This is a genomic window from Neobacillus sp. Fa239, assembly GCF_055395235.1.
The window spans coordinates 4,200,917-4,216,300 of sequence record NZ_AP041611.1 but is presented as its reverse complement, the minus strand read 5'-3'; the positions used below and the strand labels follow the sequence as shown (position 1 = coordinate 4,216,300).

Below are 15,384 nucleotides of genomic sequence, written 5' to 3'. Positions count from 1 at the left end.
GTCAGACCCTTATGTTTGAGACAGCCTCTTATTATAGAAAAAAATCCATAAAAAGGATTTGTCGGAAAATATTTCGACATTTTTTACGAATTTTGCAGAAAAATGCGTACAATCCCTTTACATCTAAGCTTTTTTTCTCGATAATAGTAACAATCATTCTAATTTTAGTAACAAGGTAATAAAGAATGACATTTTATAAATGAAGCGGAAGTCTCTAGTTGATAGGTTCTGAAGCTGACAATACAGAGTCCAAAGGGAAAAATTCTTATATAAAAAAAGGTGATTTTTCATGGCGAATGATCAAGTGTTAACCGCCGAACAAGTCATCGACAAGACAAGGGCTTATTTGAATGATGAGAATGTCGACTTAGTAAAAAGGGCGTATGAATTTGCTAAACATGCTCATCGTGACCAATATCGGAAATCAGGTGAACCGTACATTATTCATCCCATTCAGGTTGCAGGAATTTTAGCTGACCTTGAGATGGATCCGGCAACGGTTGCTGCTGGTTTTCTCCACGACGTTGTTGAAGACACCAATGTTTCTTTAAAGGACATTGAGATTGAATTCAATGCTGAAGTGGCCATGCTTGTTGATGGCGTTACGAAGCTGGGGAAAATTAAATATAAATCACACGAAGAGCAGCAGGCGGAAAATCATCGGAAAATGTTCGTTGCAATGGCGCAGGACATAAGGGTTATTCTGATTAAGCTTGCCGACCGTTTGCATAATATGCGAACGCTTAAGCATCTTCCTGTTGAAAAGCAGCGTAGAATCTCTAATGAAACGCTTGAAATTTTTGCACCTTTGGCACATCGTCTTGGAATTTCCAAGATAAAGTGGGAGTTGGAAGATACAGCATTAAGGTACTTAAATCCGCAGCAGTATTACCGGATTGTCAACCTTATGAAAAAGAAGCGTGCGGAGCGGGAGCAGTACTTAGATGATGTGATTGATGAAGTAAAAGGGCGATTGAATGAGGTCTCTATTAAAGCAGATCTGTCAGGACGTCCAAAGCACATATATAGCATCTATCGAAAAATGGCGCTGCAAAATAAGCAATTTAGTGAAATCTATGATTTGTTAGCTGTCAGAATTGTTGTGAACAGCATTAAGGATTGCTATGCCGTGTTGGGGATTATTCATACCTGCTGGAAGCCTATGCCCGGCAGATTCAAGGATTATATTGCAATGCCCAAGACTAACATGTATCAATCCTTGCACACGACTGTTATTGGGCCAAAGGGCGACCCTCTGGAAGTGCAAATTCGAACATCAGAGATGCATCGAATTGCTGAATTCGGGATTGCCGCCCATTGGGCTTATAAAGAAGGAAAAGGATTAAATGATACCTCTTCATTCGAGCAAAAGTTGACCTGGTTCCGAGAAATTCTTGAGTTTCAAAATGATACGCAAAATGCAGAAGAATTCATGGAATCTCTTAAAATTGATTTGTTCTCTGATATGGTGTTCATTTTTACACCAAAAGGTGATGTAATAGAGCTGCCGTCTGGTTCTGTTCCTATTGATTTCGCCTATCGAATCCATTCCGAAATTGGAAATAGGACAATAGGTGCAAAAGTGAACGGCAAAATGGTGACATTGGATTATACCCTAAAGACAGGGGATATTGTCGAAATCCTTACCTCTAAACATTCTTATGGACCAAGTCAGGACTGGTTAAAGCTTGCGCAGACCTCCCAGGCCAAGAACAAAATTCGTGCTTTCTTTAAAAAGCAGCGACGGGATGAGAATGTTATTAAGGGCAGGGAACTTGTTGAAAAAGAAATCCGTGCTATGGAGTTTGATATTAAGGGAATTTTAACGACTGATAATCTTAAAAAAGTCGCTGAAAAATTTAATTTCTCTAATGAAGATGATATGTATGCAGCGGTTGGCTATAATGGCGTAACGGCCCTGCAAGTCGCTAACCGCCTAACTGAAAAATGGCGGAAAAAGCGGGATATTGAACAATCTTCAAGCATTACGAATGCCATTACCGATTTAAAATCGTTCCCATCCTCTAAAAAGCGGGAATCCGGTGTTCGAGTTTCAGGGATTGATAATTTGTTAATTCGTTTATCGAGATGCTGTAACCCGGTACCAGGAGATGAGATTGTCGGCTTTATTACCAAGGGACGAGGTGTTTCGGTCCATCGTGCAGATTGTACAAACATCGACTCTGGAGATGTCAAGTCGCGATTAATTCCGGTTGAGTGGGAATCATCGCTAAATGACCGGAAGGAATACAATGTTGATATCGAAATTAACGGCTATGATCGCAGAGGTCTTCTAAATGAGGTTTTGCAGGCCGTGAATGAAACAAAAACGAATATTTCGGCAGTATCGGGAAGATCTGATCGCAATAAAATGGCAACCATCAGCATGTCCATTGCGATTCATAATGTCAGCCATTTGCGTAAAGTTGTCGATCGAATCAAGCAAATACCTGATATTTATTCTGTACGCCGAATGATGAATTAAGGGGTACAAACATGCGAGTTGTAGTACAGCGCAGTAAACGTGCGAAGGTTACCGTCAGCGGAGAAATCACAGGCCAAATTACAAGTGGCCTTGTTCTCCTTGTAGGCGTGACCCATGATGATAAGGAAGAAGATGCTGCTTTTCTGGCAGACAAGATTGCGAATCTTCGAATTTTTGAGGATGAAGCTGAAAAAATGAATCTCTCACTATTGGATGTCGGCGGCCAAATCCTCTCTGTCTCCCAGTTTACCTTATATGGTGATTGCCGCAAGGGGAGAAGACCGAGCTTCATTGATGCGGCTCGTCCGGAGCAGGCATTACCGATTTATAATGCATTTAACGGATTCTTGCGTGAAAAAGGAATTCATGTGGAAACTGGCCGATTTGGAGCGATGATGGAAGTCGAGTTAATCAATGACGGCCCGGTAACCTTAATTGTAGAAAGTAAAGCATAAAAAATCTTGGCCGCTGCGCCAAGATTTTTTTATTCATCATTTTATCGTAATTAAATGCTAATTTTGCCAAAGTATTTCTATTTATCTCTCCCATTCACTGCAAGTTTTACACCCGAAGTGGAAATAATAAGAACAAAATAGAATGGGACAGAGGTGATTTTTTGATGAGAGCTAGCGATAAGACAATGAACGCACAATCCATGGAAGGAAGACTATTTGGTGCTGATTTTCATGATTTTAGTCAAAATGATCCACAAAATCATTCCTTTGAAATCGCTTCGGAATTTGGTTTATCCGGGAGGGATGTCAGAAAGTTAAAAAAACATTTAGAAAGGTCGTAAATCCTTCTTGACAATCGCTACGATGCTCCGTAATATTATATAAATAAAATGAAATTATTTGGATATAACCATTGATGGAGCATAGTAATTAAGAGGTCCGCATGGAAAGAGAGGAAATGCCCTGGGCTGAAAGCATTTCGAACATGTTTCTTAATGAATGAACACTCCGTAGGTTTCTCTCTGAAATAGCATTGCTTTAGTAGGAGATGAACGTTAACAGGCGTTAACTGTAAAAGCGGGAATGCATTTTTTCGAGCATTCCAACTAGGGTGGCACCACGGGACTACAACTCTCGTCCCTTGTATTTTATATACAAGGGACGGGAGTTTTTTATTTTTATTAAACGTTACATAAAGGAGGATGCCGCTATGTCTATTAATATCCCAAGAGGCACGCAGGATATCTTGCCAGGTGAAGTAGAAAAATGGCAACTGATTGAAAATAAAGCGAGAGAGCTTTGTCAGAAATATCAATATCATGAAATTCGTACACCAATCTTTGAACATACCGATCTCTTCTCAAGAGGTGTTGGCGATTCGACCGATATCGTTCAAAAAGAAATGTACACATTTGAAGACAGGGGCGGCAGAAGTATTACTCTCAGACCAGAGGGAACGGCTGCTGTTGTAAGGTCCTTCGTCGAGAAGAAAATGTTCGGCAATGCCAACCAGCCCGTTAAGCTTTATTATATGGGGCCGATGTTCCGCTATGAACGGCCGCAGGCAGGGCGCTTCCGCCAATTTGTTCAATTTGGTATCGAAGCACTAGGAAGTAATGACCCTGCTATTGATGCAGAGGTAATCTCCCTAGCAATGAACTTATACAAAGAAATGGGCTTGAAAAAACTGAAGTTAATTGTTAACAGCCTTGGAGATAAAGAAAGCAGGAATGCACACCGAAACGCTTTAGTCAATCATTTCCAGCCGCGTATCGGCGAGTTTTGTCGTGACTGTCAAAATCGCCTGGAAAAGAATCCATTAAGAATCCTGGATTGCAAACAAGACCGAGATCACGAATTAATGAAAACTGCTCCATCCATTATCGATTACTTAAATGCGGAATCGAAAGCTTATTTTGAAAAATTACAATCCTATTTAACACAATTGGATATCCCTTTTGAAGTAGATCCCAACCTGGTTAGAGGATTGGATTACTACAATCATACCGCGTTTGAAATCATGAGTGATGCCGAAGGATTTGGCGCCATTACCACTCTTTGTGGAGGCGGCCGCTATAATGGCTTGGCTGAAGAAATTGGCGGACCGGAAACACCTGGAATCGGCTTTGCCTTAAGTATTGAACGATTTATTGCAGCCTTAAATGCTGAAGGAGTCGAACTTGAAATCAATCAAGGAATCGACTGCTATCTGGCAGCTCTCGGGCAGGAAGCAAAGGATTATACGGTTGGACTGCTGCAGCAGCTTAGAATGGCCGGATTTTCAGCTGAAAGAGATTACCTAGACCGAAAAATCAAAGCTCAATTTAAAGCAGCAGACCGTTTAAAGGCCAAATTTGTGGCCATTCTCGGCGATGAGGAATTACAAAATCAAAAGATAAATGTGAAAAACATGCTTACCGGAGAACAGGTAGAAGTAGACCTGAATTCATTTGTTCCATATTTACAAGGATTGAATCAATAAAGGGGGAAAAACAAAATGTTTGGTAGATCTTATTTTTGCGGTGATGTGCCGGAATCAGCAATTGGGGAAAAAGTTACATTAAAAGGCTGGGTGCAAAAACGCCGTGACCTTGGAGGATTAATCTTTTTAGACCTCCGTGACCGTTCGGGAGTTGTTCAAATCGTATTTAATCCTGATTTATCTAAAGAAGCACTTCAAACAGCAGAAAAAATCCGCAACGAATTTGTCCTTGATATTGTTGGTACTGTTGTTGCACGTGAGGCTTCAACTATAAATGAGAACCTGAAAACGGGGACAATTGAAGTACAGGCTGAAAAAGTGACCATTATCAATGAGGCGAAAACACCACCATTTGTTATTGCCGATAAAACAGATGTGTCCGAGGACGTTCGCTTAAAGTATCGTTATTTAGATTTTCGCCGGCCGGTGATTTTTGAAACATTAAAAATGCGCCATCAGGTAACAAAACAAATTAGGGATTTCCTTGATGGAGAAGGCTTTTTAGATATTGAAACACCGATTTTAACCAAAAGCACTCCTGAAGGAGCTCGCGATTACCTAGTTCCAAGCCGCGTACATCCTGGTGAGTTTTATGCCCTGCCACAATCACCGCAGTTATTTAAACAAATGTTAATGGTAGGCGGGGTGGAGCGCTATTATCAAATCGCCCGCTGTTTCCGAGATGAGGACCTGCGTGCGGACCGTCAGCCTGAATTTACGCAAATTGATATTGAAACAAGCTTCCTCAGCCAAGAGGATATCATGAGCTTAATGGAAAATATGATGCAGAAGGTAATGAAAGAGGTAAAAGGACTTACGATTCCAGAAACCTTCCCGCACATGACTTATGATGAAGCGATGAGCCGCTTTGGTTCCGATAAGCCGGATACTCGCTTTGGATTGGAATTGGTCGACTTATCAGAAATTGTTAAGGATTCAGGATTTAAAGTTTTTGCGGCGGCGGTTGCCAACGGCGGTCAGGTTAAAGCCATTAATGTAAAAGGCGCAGCTGAAAACTATTCCCGCAAAGATATTGATGCATTAACAGAGTTTGTTGCCCGTTACGGTGCAAAAGGTCTTGCATGGCTCAAGGTTGATGCAGAAGGCTTGAAAGGCCCAATCGCTAAATTCTTTACTGAGGATGACGCAAATGGACTTAAAGCAACTCTTGGTGCTGCTGAAGGAGATTTACTGCTCTTTGTAGCAGATAAAAAGAGTGTAGTTGCAGACGCCCTTGGCGCACTCCGGATTAAGCTGGGGAAAGAATTAGATTTAATCGACCAAAGCGTATTTAATTTCCTATGGATTACCGATTGGCCATTGCTTGAATACGATGAGGAAGAAGGCCGTTACTATGCCGCTCACCATCCGTTTACAATGCCGTTTAGGGAAGACCTTGAACACCTGGATACAGATCCAGGGAGAGTCCGCGCCCAGGCCTATGATCTAGTTTTGAACGGATATGAGCTTGGCGGCGGTTCTTTGAGAATTTTTGAACGCCCAATTCAGGAAAAAATGTTTAAAGTCCTTGGATTTTCTCTTGAGGAAGCAAAAGAACAATTCGGCTTCCTGTTAAATGCTTTTGAATATGGCACACCGCCACATGGAGGCATTGCGCTAGGTCTGGACCGTCTGGTTATGATTCTCGCTGGCAGCTCCAATTTAAGAGATACGATTGCTTTCCCTAAAACTGCAAGTGCCAGCTGCTTACTAACCGATGCACCAGGTGAAGTTTCCGAGGCCCAATTGAAGGATTTGCATTTGAAATTAGACGTAAATAAAAGTGAATAAAACGCTTTCATGAAACCTTGATAGTGAAATTGTTTTATGCTATTATAATAACAATTAAAGAAGAGTCCTGAAGTGTACGTTGTCCTACCTGAAATTTTGACCGAACATTATTTCTTCGGGAGTCCAGAGTTTTCTCGTTGCGTAAATGCCTCAACCTTTTACGGTTAAGGGGACTTGCAAAACCAGAAACAGGACACCCACCTGCTAAGTGCGGGATCAAAATGAAGGAACCAAAAACGACGGCACGATTGGGACTCTTTCCTTGTTTTTTAAATGTAAAGGCTGGCATTGGTCAGTCTTTTTATTATGGTGGTTTTTGGCACTATTCCTATCAAGATACTTGTTTTTATTACGAGGTATGATATATTTTTATTCGGGAAAAAGATAAGTTAAGGAAATTTACATATTGGAGTGAAAATAATGCTACATCAATTTTCTCGTAATGAATTGGCCATTGGAAAAGAAGGCCTTGAAATCATGAAAAACAGCACTGTGGCAGTGCTTGGAATCGGCGGTGTCGGCTCTTTTGCCGCAGAAGCACTTGCCCGTTCCGGTGTGGGCCGCTTAGTTCTAATTGACAAAGATGATGTCGACATCACCAATGTCAATCGTCAGCTTGTGGCATTGTTATCAACGATAGGCAAACCAAAAGTAGACATTATGGAGGAACGAATTAAAGATATCAATCCCGATTGTGAAGTTATTTCTCTCAAAATGTTTTATACAGAAGAAACATATGAAGAGATTTTCAGCCACAAACTGGATTTTGTTGTGGATGCTTCAGATACGATCATTTATAAAATCCATTTGATGAAGGAATGTTTAAAAAGGGACATTCCGATTATTTCCAGTATGGGTGCAGCAAATAAAATGGACCCAACCCGTTTTAAAATTGCTGATATTTCCAAGACTCATACGGATCCTATTGCTAAAGTGATCCGCACTAAGCTGCGCAAGGAAAGAATTCATAAAGGCATCCCGGTTGTTTTTTCTGACGAAAGTCCAATTGTGATTCGTGAGGATGTACGAAAGGTAGTCGGTAAGGAAAATGCCCCCATCCGGAAGGCACAAATGCCGCCAGCCTCCAATGCGTTCGTACCATCTGCAGCAGGCCTTATCATGGCGAGTTATGTTGTAAGAGAATTACTAAAGGATATAAAAATTTATCGGGTTTCGGATGAAAAATAGAAAAGTTACAAAGCCGGTCATTAAGAGAGGGTCAAGATGACCGGGACCGAGTAACTAGAGCTTGAACGGTCATCAAGAGAGGTCCTAGATGCCCGAAACTGGGTAACTAAAGCTTGAACGGTCATCAAGAGAGGGTCAAGATGCCCTAGACTGAGTAACAAGAGCTTGAGCGGTAATCAAGAGAGGGGCAAGATGCCCGAAACTAAGGAACAAGAGCTTGAACGGTCATCAAGAGATTCTCAAGATGCCCGAAACTAAGGAACAAGAGCCTGAACGGTCATCAAGAGAGTGTCAAAATGCCCGAGACTGAGTAACAAGAGCTTAATCGGTCATCAAGAGAGGGCCAAGATGCCCGAAACTGGGTAACTAAAGCTTGAACGGTCATCAAGAGATGCTCAAGATGCCCGAAACTGGGTAACTAAAGCTTGAACGGTCATCAAGAGAGTGTCAAAATGCCCGAGACTGAGTAACAAGAGCTTGAGCGGTAATCAAGAGAGGGTCAAGATGCCCGAGACTGAGTAACAAGAGCTTGAGCGGTCATCAAGAGATGCTCAAGATGCCCGAAACTGGGTAATAAGAGCTAAACAGGTCATCAAGGGAGCCCCTTGATGACCTAAAACCATTAAAGAACATTACATTGGTCATTAATGTATCTTCAAGGAAGGCTGATACCAAGGTAACGGAAGAAATGATGAATTTCTATTATTATTTAAATTTAAAACCAACCCCATTTTAATTTCCTTTTTATTCAAAATATAACCATCTTCCACCCCCATGACTTTTCAGATTATCCTTTAATACCCTTCTAATAATCTTTTTCGATTCAATCACCGCACACCACTCATGAACAACATTCGTAGTTATTTTCATCTCAGGAAAAAGTAATTTTAATTCGCCCACACTCCTTAATATTGCAGAATCAACCTCCTCAACGTACCCGCATTTACCACACACACATTTATCACCGTTAAAAGTTACTGATAATGAATGGCACGAAACGCAAGATACCCCTTTTCTCTGCTGCTCATATGTATATGGAGGTATTTTTGCATAACGCGATTCATTTTGATGTAAGGAAATTAAAAGGTCTGCTAGCTTTTTGTGCCGCCCATTTAGTTTTGAAGGAATTTGATCTAATTTTTTCATAAAGCGACTTAACTGAGTGGGTAAAACGATTGGTTTGTTTTGTGGGGCTTTATACAATGTAAATTCGGGGTTAACAAAGATTACATTGCTTTCGATAGGGATATGGTATCCATGATTTTGGAGCAGCTTTCGAAGTAGTGTCTTTGTACGATTTATTTGATCCAAAGGATTTAATATTTCATTATTTGCTACAGTTTTAAAGCTTTCCGTTTCGGGATCGTAAACATAATCCCACTCAAAATTTTTTACTTCGCAAAGGAAAAAGGGTTTCTTGAAAAATGATTAAGGTATCAATTTGGAATTCTGAGTTGTTAACTTCGAGGCACAAATTTCTTAAAACATACATGTCGTTTTCGAGCTTATCTGTAAGCTGATCAAACATCACCTCTCCTTGATAGCCCTTTTCAAGCCTTAAATAATGATTCAAATCATTTGGGGATAAATCCATTCGTATGTTTAAACATCTCAAAGTTAATAGTTCTTTTGACTCAGAACGCGGCCTTAAAATTTGCATAAATCGCATCCTCTCTAAAGATATCAAATTAATTTTACAAGAGAAGAGTTCAGTAAACCAATGAACAAAATGTTAACTTTTTCCACGAAAGAAAAGAGAGTGCCGCAAAAATTGGGCACTCACTCTCATTTATTTAACGGTATTGCTAAATTATCAATTTCAGAACCATCTTTGGCTGAATACACAAATAGCTCGAATGTTGCTCCCGTTTTATCTGCCAGCGATTGATTAATGGAGATTTCAAAGTCTCCCCATGCAGGAGCGCCTGCAGTTTGATAACGATCTTGAAGGACGGTTTCATTGCCTGCTTTTAACCTGTATTGAAAAACACCCTCAAATACTCTTGCCTGCCCTTTAACAATAATTTTCCCGGCTTTTTCTGAAACGACCACGTTTCTGAAAGAATTGTTATGATATTTTTTCGGTTCTGTCACTTTCGGAGGATTTTTAGTACCTTGGTCCGTTTCATTTGAGGAAGTTTTAGTTCCTTTTGGAGGTTTATTGGTCCCATGTTCCACGACAGTCGGCTTCTGCTTTACATCCACATGTACCCGAACCCCTAAACTATAAGCGATTAATCCTAAAAGAAGAATTATGCATAGCATTAATAATGTTGATATTTTCATTGACTCACCTCCTTATTACATTATATTCAAATGCATTTTACTCAGCCCCTGGTCTTAGAAGAAACTCATACGGGAGCCGTTTTTTAACAAAATGAGTATAGCCTATAATAAAAAACAGGAAAATTTTCCAAAAATAAGGTAAACTGGTGTAATGAGAGAGAGGGGGATTCGACGATTTGGAAACGATTGTTGAATTAAAAGATGTAACCAAGGTGATAAAAGGGAGAACAATAATCGATAAAATCAGCTTTCAGGTGAACAAAGGAGAGGTTTTTGGGTTCTTAGGACCAAATGGAGCTGGAAAAACGACAACGATTCGAATGATTGTCGGCTTGATGGGAATTACTTCGGGTGATATCACCATTGGCGGATCGAGTATTACTAGTCATTTTGAAGATGCCGTACGCCATGTGGGCGCGATTGTAGAAAATCCGGAAATGTATAAATTCTTAAGTGGGTACCAAAACCTTGTACATTATGCACGGATGACTAAAGTAGTTACAAAAGAAAAAATAGCAGAGGTTGTGGAGCTTGTCGGTTTAACGGCCCGGATAAATGATAAAGTCAAAACTTATTCTTTAGGGATGAGACAAAGGTTGGGATTAGCCCAATGTCTGCTGCATGACCCGGAGGTGCTGATCCTCGATGAGCCGACGAACGGACTGGACCCTGCTGGCATTAGGGAAATTCGCGATTATATCAGGCTCCTGGCAAGAGAAAAAAACATGGCGGTCATCGTTTCAAGCCATTTGCTATCGGAAATGGAAATGATGTGCGACCGAATTGGAATTATTCAAAATGGCCGGTTAGTTGATGTTCAGCTTGTGCAGGATTTTGTTCACGGGCAAGAATTGGCGTTTGAACTGGAGGTAATTCCGAGTGAAAAGGCCCAAGACATCATCAAGACCCAGTTTCCCAATGTTCCGCTTACCAGGTCGCGAAATGGCCTTTCAGCCCAGCTGGCGAAAGAGGAAATTCCGAAATTGGTTAAATTGCTAGTCGAAGCAGACGTTCAAGTTTTTGGCATAAAAGAAGTGTCAAAAACGTTAGAGGATCGCTTCCTTGAAGTGACGGCTGAAAAGGAGGCTGTTCAATCATGATAAACTTAATAAAAAATGAATGGATGAAGATTTTTAAACGACCGGGAACATATGTAATGATTGCTATTTTAATTGTCGCTGCATCCATTGCTGCGGGTATTTTCAAATATCAAGATGTCGGAAAGAATGCAGCCATAGATAAAAATTGGGTGCAAAACTTAAAGCAGGAAAACTCGTCTCTTAAGAAACAGGTTGAAAATAGTGGCACGAAAGTAGAGAAACAGTACTATCAAAAAACCATTGCGATCAACGAATACCGCATTAAACATAATTATCCGCCGCAAAATAGCTATGATGTGTGGACATTTGTTCAGGATGCATCCCAGCTTATTTCTTTGGCCGGATTGTTTACGATCATCGTTTCTGCGGGAATTGTTGCGAGCGAATTTAATTGGGGTACAATCAAGCTGCTATTAATTCGCCCAATTAACAGAAGTAAAATATTACTATCAAAGTATCTTACTTTATTATTGTTTGCGCTATTCCTGCTGGTGATATTATTTGTCTATTCCACAGCTATCGGAGCGATTTTCTTTGGAATGCCGGACAAAGCCGTCCCATACTTAGCATATGATAACGGGGCTGTAACGGAGCAGAATATCGTTGTTCATTTAATGATTTATTATGGATTAAACTCCATTACAATGATCATGCTGGCCACGATGGCATTTATGATCTCATCTGTATTCAGAAACAGCTCGCTTGCAATAGGGTTATCAATCTTTTTAATGTTTACAGGGAGTAGTTTAACCCAGTTACTCGCCTTGAAATTTTCATGGGCAAAGTATATTTTGTTTGCCAATACCGATTTAATGCAATATTTCGACGGAACTCCAATGGTGAATGGGATGACCATTGCTTTTTCTGTGACGATGTTAATCATTTACTTTGTTATTTTCCAACTTCTCGCCTTTTTTATTTTCAAAAAGAGAGACGTTGCCGCTTAGTGTAACAATATCTCAAAAAGGGTCTGACCCCCTCGCTCAACACCTAATATATTGCCGCTTTTAAGCAATATATTAACGTTGTGGGGTCTGACCCTTTTTTTTAAGACAGCCTTATTTTTTGCTGCTATGAAGTTTTTCATAGACACCAGCAAGAGCTTGTTCAAACTTACCGGTCTTTTTCGGCTGATAATATTGTTTGTTTTTCAAACGGTTCGGCAAGTATTGCTGTGGTACCCAGCCTGATTCATAATTGTGCGGATATAAATAGTCAATTCCTCTTCCGAGCTCTTTTGCTCCTTTATAATGGGCGTCCTTTAAATGGTCAGGAACTTCGCCAATATTTCCTTTTTGGATATCATCCAGTGCTGCCTGGATGGCTAAAACAGCCGAATTGGATTTTGGTGAAAGGCACAATTCAATTACGGCGTTAGCGAGGGGAATTCTTGCCTCAGGAAAGCCGATTCGTTCAGCCGTTTCAATGGCGGCAAGTGTCCTAGCTCCAGCTTGGGGACTGGCAAGACCGATATCCTCATAGGCGATAACTAGCAATCTTCTGCTGATACTCGGAAGGTCGCCCGCCTCAATTAACCGCCCAAGATAGTGAAGGGCGGCATCTACATCACTGCCGCGAATTGATTTTTGGAAAGCGGACACCACATCATAATGCCCATCCCCATCTTTATCTGCAGCAAAGCTTTTCTTTTGTAAACATTCTTCTGCTGTTGCTAAATCGATACGGATAGACCCATCTGCTTCGTTATCGCTCGAAAGAACCGCAAGTTCAAGAGCGTTTAAAGCACTTCGTACATCCCCGTTGGAACCACTCGCAAAATGGTTCATGGCATCGCCCGATACCACTATGTCAATATTTCCAAAACCGCGCTCTTCATCCTTCAAAGCACGGTCTAATGCTGTTTTCACCTCATCCGGTTCCGGCGGTTTCAGCTCGAAAATCTGGCACCTGCTCCGTATGGCTGGATTGATGGCATGATAGGGGTTACTGGTCGTGGCCCCTATTAAGGTAATTAATCCGTTTTCTAAGTATGGAAGCAGAAAATCCTGCTTCGCTTTATCAAGTCGATGGACCTCATCCAGCAATAATATGACTTTCCCGGACATCTTGGCCTCTGCGGCCACAATTTCCATATCCTTTTTATTATTGGTTACGGCATTCAGTGTGCGAAAGGCGTATTTTGTACTGCCTGCAATGGCACTGGCAATTGAGGTTTTTCCAATTCCTGGAGGACCATATAAAATCATCGATGTTAACTGTTTGGCTTTGACCATTCTGGCGATAATCTTGCCGTCAGCAACAAGATGCTGCTGACCTACGACCTCTTCAATCGTTCTTGGACGCATTCGAAATGCTAGCGGTTTTTGCTGCATACTACATCTCTCCAATAATTGTTTATCGACAACATTTTCTCATATTAATGGACATTGTGCTATAATATCTAATGCCTATCATATTACTGTGAATTTTAAATTAAAATAAATGAATACTAGCATAAATCAAATAGGAGTGTAAATAAATGAAAATATCAACAAAGGGAAGATACGGTCTCACGATTATGATTGAGCTTGCAAAAAAATACGGTGATGGACCAATATCACTGAAAACCATTGCCCAGGCAAATGAATTATCTGAGCATTATTTGGAGCAATTGATTTCACCATTACGGAATGCCGGATTGGTAAAAAGTATCCGCGGCGCATATGGCGGTTATATTTTAGCGGACGTTCCGACAAACATTACAGCAGGTGATGTTATTCGCGTTCTTGAAGGTCCAATTACACCGGTAGAAGGAATTGAAGACGAGGAGCCAGCGAAACGAGAGCTTTGGATTCGTATTCGTGATGCTATTAAGGATGTACTCGATAATACCACTTTGGAAGATTTAGCGAGCCATAGTGAAGATGGCGAATCAGATGCTTATATGTTTTATATTTAATGTCAAAAGTAACAATGGAGAATTATTTTGATAGAAGGTGTTTAAATAATGGAACGAATTTATCTTGATCATGCCGCAACATCCCCTATGCACCCAAGGGTCATTGAAAAAATGATGAAGGTAATGAATGAATCATTCGGAAATCCTTCGAGCATTCATTCTTATGGCAGAGAGGCCCGGCATCTAATTGATGTTGCACGTGAAACCTTAGCTCGGAGTATCGGCGCAAAAGAGAATGAAATTATTTTTACCAGCGGCGGAACGGAAGCAGATAATTTGGCCTTATTAGGGGTGGCTGAAAGCTATCAGCAGAAGGGAAAGCATATTATCAGCACACAAATTGAACATCATGCTGTCCTTCACACATGTAATAAACTTGAAAGAATGGGCTATGAGGTTACTTATCTGCCTGTTGATGATTCAGGGAGAATTTCAATTGCTGATCTTCAGGAGGCATTGAGAGAAGATACTATTCTAGTTTCCATTATGTACGGTAATAATGAAGTTGGTTCCATTCAGCCGATAATGGAAATTGGCCAGCTTTTAAAAGAACATCAGGCCATTTTTCACACCGATGCGGTTCAGGCCTATGGAATTGAAAAAATAAATGTTAATGAAAGCTTTATCGATTTATTATCGGTTTCAGCCCATAAAATTAATGGTCCAAAAGGAATCGGATTTTTGTATGCACGGGAAAATGTGAAACTAGCTCCGCGCATTTTTGGTGGTGAGCAAGAAAGAAAACGGCGTGCTGGTACCGAAAATGTTGCCTCCATTTGCGGGTTCCGTGAGGCTGTTATCATTGCCAATGAGGAGCGGGCTTTAAAAAGGGAAACGTATAACAGTTTTAAGGGCCTTTTTCTTCAAAGGCTGCAGGAACAAAATGTAGAGTTTACCATAAACGGATTACTTGAACATTCCTTGCCGCATGTATTAAACTTAAGTTTTCCTGGCACAAATGTCGAGTCCATGCTCGTCAATCTTGATTTGGCCGGGATTGCTGTCTCAAGCGGATCAGCCTGTACAGCAGGTTCCATTGAACCATCACATGTGCTTGTCGCCATGTTTGGCAAAGAATCAGAGCGATTAACCAATTCCATCCGCTTTAGCTTCGGCTTAGAAACCACTTCCGAACAGGTTGCCAAAGCCGCTGATGAAACGGCCAGAATCGTTTTACGCTTAAAAAAATAAATCCATCA

Annotated in this window: 13 protein-coding genes, 1 other RNA gene, 1 pseudogene and 1 other annotated feature; of the genes and pseudogenes, 11 read left to right on the top strand and 4 right to left on the bottom strand. The window is 40.8% G+C overall.

Annotated elements, in window-relative coordinates; all coding sequences use genetic code 11:
- Positions 1–289 precede the first annotated feature (289 nt).
- The 7 genes from ACZ5XR_RS20890 to ACZ5XR_RS20860 all read left to right on the top strand — a co-directional run bounded on the left by ACZ5XR_RS20890 (position 290) and on the right by ACZ5XR_RS20860 (position 7,900).
- Positions 290–2,485 (top strand): RelA/SpoT family protein, encoded by a 2,196-nt coding sequence (locus tag ACZ5XR_RS20890; RefSeq protein ID WP_464498363.1) that lies wholly within the window; start codon positions 290–292, stop codon positions 2,483–2,485.
- Positions 2,486–2,496: 11 nt separating this feature from the next.
- Positions 2,497–2,940 carry a D-aminoacyl-tRNA deacylase gene (gene dtd / locus ACZ5XR_RS20885; RefSeq protein ID WP_464498362.1) on the top strand — a complete coding sequence of 148 codons (444 nt, stop codon included), beginning with the start codon at positions 2,497–2,499 and terminating at the stop codon, positions 2,938–2,940.
- Positions 2,941–3,104: 164 nt separating this feature from the next.
- Positions 3,105–3,281 carry a hypothetical protein gene (locus tag ACZ5XR_RS20880; protein WP_464498361.1) on the top strand — a complete coding sequence of 59 codons (177 nt, stop codon included), beginning with the start codon at positions 3,105–3,107 and terminating at the stop codon, positions 3,279–3,281.
- Positions 3,282–3,343: 62 nt separating this feature from the next.
- Positions 3,344–3,584: a binding site (T-box leader), on the top strand.
- Positions 3,585–3,649: 65 nt separating this feature from the next.
- On the top strand, positions 3,650–4,921 hold the full coding sequence (gene hisS / locus ACZ5XR_RS20875) for a histidine--tRNA ligase (protein WP_464498360.1): 1,272 nt from the start codon (positions 3,650–3,652) through the stop codon (positions 4,919–4,921).
- Positions 4,922–4,936: 15 nt separating this feature from the next.
- Positions 4,937–6,712 (top strand): aspartate--tRNA ligase, encoded by a 1,776-nt coding sequence (gene aspS / locus ACZ5XR_RS20870; RefSeq protein ID WP_464498359.1) that lies wholly within the window; start codon positions 4,937–4,939, stop codon positions 6,710–6,712.
- Between the two features lie 61 nt (positions 6,713–6,773).
- Positions 6,774–6,971, top strand: a non-coding RNA gene (gene ssrS, locus ACZ5XR_RS20865) — 6S RNA.
- A gap of 161 nt (positions 6,972–7,132) precedes the next feature.
- Entirely contained in the window at positions 7,133–7,900 is a 768-nt protein-coding gene (locus ACZ5XR_RS20860; RefSeq protein ID WP_464498357.1) for a tRNA threonylcarbamoyladenosine dehydratase, read from the top strand.
- A 744-nt stretch (positions 7,901–8,644) separates the two neighbouring features.
- Here ACZ5XR_RS20860 and ACZ5XR_RS20855 read toward each other — a convergent pair.
- The 3 genes and pseudogenes from ACZ5XR_RS20855 to ACZ5XR_RS20845 form a co-directional block, all read right to left on the bottom strand.
- Positions 8,645–9,046, bottom strand: a complete 402-nt coding sequence (locus ACZ5XR_RS20855; protein WP_464498356.1) for a hypothetical protein — start codon at positions 9,044–9,046, stop codon at positions 8,645–8,647.
- A gap of 132 nt (positions 9,047–9,178) precedes the next feature.
- A pseudogene (locus ACZ5XR_RS20850) lies at positions 9,179–9,250 on the bottom strand (hypothetical protein); the annotation flags it as partial.
- A 435-nt stretch (positions 9,251–9,685) separates the two neighbouring features.
- A complete protein-coding gene (locus tag ACZ5XR_RS20845) occupies positions 9,686–10,186 on the bottom strand; it encodes a Gmad2 immunoglobulin-like domain-containing protein (protein WP_464498355.1) in 501 nt (166 codons plus the stop codon).
- A gap of 176 nt (positions 10,187–10,362) precedes the next feature.
- Here ACZ5XR_RS20845 and ACZ5XR_RS20840 point away from each other — a divergent pair, with 176 nt between their 5' ends.
- Complete coding sequence (locus ACZ5XR_RS20840) at positions 10,363–11,286, top strand: ABC transporter ATP-binding protein (RefSeq protein WP_464498354.1); 924 nt, start codon at positions 10,363–10,365, stop codon at positions 11,284–11,286.
- On the top strand, positions 11,283–12,233 hold the full coding sequence (locus ACZ5XR_RS20835) for an ABC transporter permease (protein WP_464498353.1): 951 nt from the start codon (positions 11,283–11,285) through the stop codon (positions 12,231–12,233). Before ACZ5XR_RS20840 ends, ACZ5XR_RS20835 begins: the two co-directional genes overlap by 4 nt.
- Positions 12,234–12,344: 111 nt before the next feature.
- On the opposite strand, the gene ACZ5XR_RS20830 is transcribed toward ACZ5XR_RS20835, so the two are convergent.
- The gene (locus ACZ5XR_RS20830) at positions 12,345–13,619 is read right to left on the bottom strand and encodes a replication-associated recombination protein A (RefSeq protein WP_464498352.1); all 1,275 of its coding nucleotides are present in this window, start codon (positions 13,617–13,619) and stop codon (positions 12,345–12,347) included.
- 146 nt (positions 13,620–13,765) lie between these two features.
- On the opposite strand from ACZ5XR_RS20830, the gene cymR reads away from it, so the two are divergent.
- Positions 13,766–14,185 carry a cysteine metabolism transcriptional regulator CymR gene (gene cymR, locus ACZ5XR_RS20825; protein ID WP_464498351.1) on the top strand — a complete coding sequence of 140 codons (420 nt, stop codon included), beginning with the start codon at positions 13,766–13,768 and terminating at the stop codon, positions 14,183–14,185.
- 48 nt (positions 14,186–14,233) lie between these two features.
- Positions 14,234–15,376, top strand: a complete 1,143-nt coding sequence (locus ACZ5XR_RS20820) for a cysteine desulfurase family protein (protein ID WP_464498350.1) — start codon at positions 14,234–14,236, stop codon at positions 15,374–15,376.
- The last annotated feature ends 8 nt before the right edge of the window (positions 15,377–15,384 follow it).

Coding starts and splice junctions, on each gene's coding strand:
- ACZ5XR_RS20845 (WP_464498355.1), bottom strand. CDS start 10,186: ATGAAAATATCAACATTATTAATGCTATGCATAATTCTTCTTTTAGGA.
- ACZ5XR_RS20890 (WP_464498363.1), top strand. CDS start 290: ATGGCGAATGATCAAGTGTTAACCGCCGAACAAGTCATCGACAAGACA.
- dtd (WP_464498362.1), top strand. CDS start 2,497: ATGCGAGTTGTAGTACAGCGCAGTAAACGTGCGAAGGTTACCGTCAGC.
- ACZ5XR_RS20860 (WP_464498357.1), top strand. CDS start 7,133: ATGCTACATCAATTTTCTCGTAATGAATTGGCCATTGGAAAAGAAGGC.
- ACZ5XR_RS20820 (WP_464498350.1), top strand. CDS start 14,234: ATGGAACGAATTTATCTTGATCATGCCGCAACATCCCCTATGCACCCA.
- ACZ5XR_RS20835 (WP_464498353.1), top strand. CDS start 11,283: ATGATAAACTTAATAAAAAATGAATGGATGAAGATTTTTAAACGACCG.
- aspS (WP_464498359.1), top strand. CDS start 4,937: ATGTTTGGTAGATCTTATTTTTGCGGTGATGTGCCGGAATCAGCAATT.
- ACZ5XR_RS20855 (WP_464498356.1), bottom strand. CDS start 9,046: ATGAAAAAATTAGATCAAATTCCTTCAAAACTAAATGGGCGGCACAAA.
- cymR (WP_464498351.1), top strand. CDS start 13,766: ATGAAAATATCAACAAAGGGAAGATACGGTCTCACGATTATGATTGAG.
- hisS (WP_464498360.1), top strand. CDS start 3,650: ATGTCTATTAATATCCCAAGAGGCACGCAGGATATCTTGCCAGGTGAA.
- ACZ5XR_RS20830 (WP_464498352.1), bottom strand. CDS start 13,619: ATGCAGCAAAAACCGCTAGCATTTCGAATGCGTCCAAGAACGATTGAA.
- ACZ5XR_RS20880 (WP_464498361.1), top strand. CDS start 3,105: ATGAGAGCTAGCGATAAGACAATGAACGCACAATCCATGGAAGGAAGA.